2 protein-coding genes are annotated in these 2,892 nt (G+C 65.3%); both read right to left on the bottom strand.

The window, feature by feature from the left end:
- Nucleotides 1-1,215 (bottom strand): malic enzyme-like NAD(P)-binding protein (locus QZH66_RS14795; RefSeq protein WP_305806684.1); only part of this gene is annotated, 1,215 nt, incomplete at its 3' end.
- A 390-nt stretch (nucleotides 1,216-1,605) separates the two neighbouring features.
- Nucleotides 1,606-2,892 (bottom strand): aspartate aminotransferase family protein (locus QZH66_RS14790; protein WP_305806683.1); only part of this gene is annotated, 1,287 nt, incomplete at its 5' end.

Here is a 2,892-nt window from a genome sequence, read left to right as displayed (position 1 = left end):
CGGCGCGATCTTCATCATCAGGCGCGGGTCAAACGGCTTGGGGATCAGGTATTCGGGGCCGAAGGCCAGCGCCTCGCCCGCATAGGCGGCCGCCACCACTTCGCTTTGCTCGGCCTCGGCCAGGTCGGCAATGGCGTGCACGGCGGCGATTTCCATCTCCACCGTGATGGTCGTGGCGCCGCAGTCGAGCGCGCCGCGGAAGATGTACGGAAAACACAGGACGTTGTTGACCTGGTTCGGGTAGTCGGAGCGCCCGGTGGCCATGATGGCGTCGTCGCGCACCGCCTTGACGTCTTCGGGCTGGATTTCAGGGTTGGGGTTGGCGAGCGCAAAAATCAGCGGGCGCGCCGCCATCTTTGCCACCATGTCTTTTTTCAGCACGCCGCCGGCCGACAGGCCCAGGAACACGTCCGCGCCCTCGATGGCTTCGCCCAAGGTGCGCTGCTCGGTGGGCTGGGCAAATTGCGCCTTGTCCTCGTCCATCAGCTCGGTGCGGCCGGTATAGACCAGGCCGGCAATGTCGGTGACCCAGATGTTCTCGCGCGGCAGGCCCAGCTTGACCAGCAATTTCAGGCAGGCCAGGGCGGCAGCGCCGGCCCCGGACGCCACCAGCTTGACCTGCTTGATGTCCTTGCCCGCCACCTTCAGGCCGTTGAGGATGGCCGCGCCGACCACGATGGCCGTGCCATGCTGATCGTCGTGAAAGACCGGGATCTTCATGCGACTGCGCAGCTCGCGCTCGACATAGAAGCAGTCGGGCGCCTTGATGTCTTCAAGGTTGATGGCGCCAAACGTGGGTTCGAGCGCGGCAATGACCTCGACCAGCTTGGCGGGGTCTTTCTCGTTGATCTCGATATCGAACACGTCGATGCCCGAGAACTTCTTGAACAGCACGCCCTTGCCTTCCATCACCGGCTTGCTGGCCAGCGCGCCGATGTCGCCCAGGCCGAGCACGGCCGTGCCATTGGTGATCACGCCGACGAGGTTGCCACGGCTGGTGTACTTGAAGACCGCACTGGGGTCCTTGACGATTTCCTCGCACGGCGCGGCCACGCCGGGCGAATAGGCCAGGGCCAGGTCGTGCTGGTTGACCATCTGCTTGGTCGCGGCGATGGCGATCTTGCCGGGCTTGGGGAACTCGTGGTATTCGAGCGCTGCGCGGCGCAGCTCGGCACGTTTTTCGGGGGAATTGTTCGCCGCAATGGTCTCGGGCATCAAGGGTCTCCAGCTCTGGTAAGTGCCAGGCCGCGCCACCTGCTCCGGGCGGGCCGTCAGCTTTTGTAAGGGATTGCGATTGTAGGCTTCACTCCCCGACCCACCCGGCAAACAGACCCGGGCCGTAGGGTGAAACACCTGTGACCCGCGCAGGCCCATCGCCCGCAGCGCGGCCATGCACCTGCGCCGGGGCCCATCCCTCCACCGCCATTGCCGCGCTCTGCGCCCTGCAAAAAGCCCCTGCCGCGCTCAGCGCTGCAGAGGCTTTGACGTATTGCTATACAAACAATAGCTGTTAACGCATGCTATACCTTCGTTTCAGATATAAAACAGCATGAAATTCAATAAACACAAGCGCAAGCAGCTCACTTTTCAATAGCTCGCTAAAACTCAGGCCGTCTCGGCCAGCGCGTCGCCCAGGGCGTTGACGAGGCGGTCGATCTCGGCCTTCTCGCTGATGAAGGGCGGCGCGAGCTGGATGGTGTCGCCGCCGTAGCGCACGTAGAAGCCCTTCTTCCAGCAGTTCATGGCGATCTCGTAGGGGCGGCGGGCCGGTTCGCCGGGCAACGGCGCGATGGTGATGCCGGCGGCCAGGCCGTAGTTGCGGATGTCGGCCACGTGTTTCACACCCTTGAGGCTGTGCACGGCGGCCTCGAAGTGCGGCGCCAGGGCCTTGACACGGCCGACCACGTCTTCTTTCTGCAGGATGTCGAGCGCGGCGATGCCGGCGGCGCAGGCCACGGGGTGGGCCGAGTAGGTGTAGCCGTGCGGGAATTCGAGCAGGTACTCGGGGCCGCCGGCGGCCATGAAGGTGTCGTAGATGTCCTTCTTGGCGATCACCGCGCCCAGCGGCTGCGCGCCGTTGGTGACCTGCTTGGCGATGTTCATGATGTCGGGCGTGACGCCGAAGGCCTCGGCCCCGGTCATGGCGCCGGCGCGGCCGAAGCCGGTGATGACTTCGTCGAAGATCAAGAGGATGTTGTTCTGCGTGCAGATCTCACGCAGGCGCTGCAGGTAGCCCGCGGGCGGGATCACCACGCCGGCCGAGCCCGAGAACGGCTCGACGATGACGGCGGCGATGTTGCTTGCATCGTGCAGCGCGATCACGTCGAGCAGCTTGTCGGCCAGCTCGGCGCCCGTGGGCGGCATGCCCTTGTGGAACGAGCCCATGGGCGGCTGGGTGTGCGGGATGTGGTCGGCTTCGACACCCTGGCCGAAGAGCTTCCTGTTGGCGCCGATGCCGCCGACCGAGATGCCGCCGTAGTTAACGCCGTGGTAGCCCTTTTCGCGGCCGATCAGGCGCGTCTTGCTCGCCTGGCCCTTGGTGCGCCAGTAGGCGCGGGCCATCTTCAGCGAGGTGTCGGCGGCTTCCGAGCCCGAGCCGGTGAAGAACACATAGTCCAGGCCCTCGGGCGTCAGTCCCTTGATGCGGTTGGCCAGCTCGAACGCGCCCGGGTGGCCGAACTGGAAGGCCGGCGCATAGTCGAGCTTGGCGGCCTGTTTGCCAATCGCCTCGGCGATCTCGCGCCGGCCATGGCCCAGGCCCGCGCACCACAGGCCCGAGAGGCCGTCAAAGATCTTGCGCCCTTCGGCGTCGGTGAAATAGGCGCCGCTGGCCTCGACGATCATGCGCGGATTGGCTTTGAACTCGCGGTTGGCCGTGTACGGCATCCAGTA

This window comes from Stenotrophomonas sp. YIM B06876, from assembly GCF_030711595.1.
Taxonomy (GTDB): Bacteria; Pseudomonadota; Gammaproteobacteria; order Xanthomonadales; family Xanthomonadaceae; genus Stenotrophomonas.
This window is presented reverse-complemented; position numbering and strand designations above follow the sequence as displayed.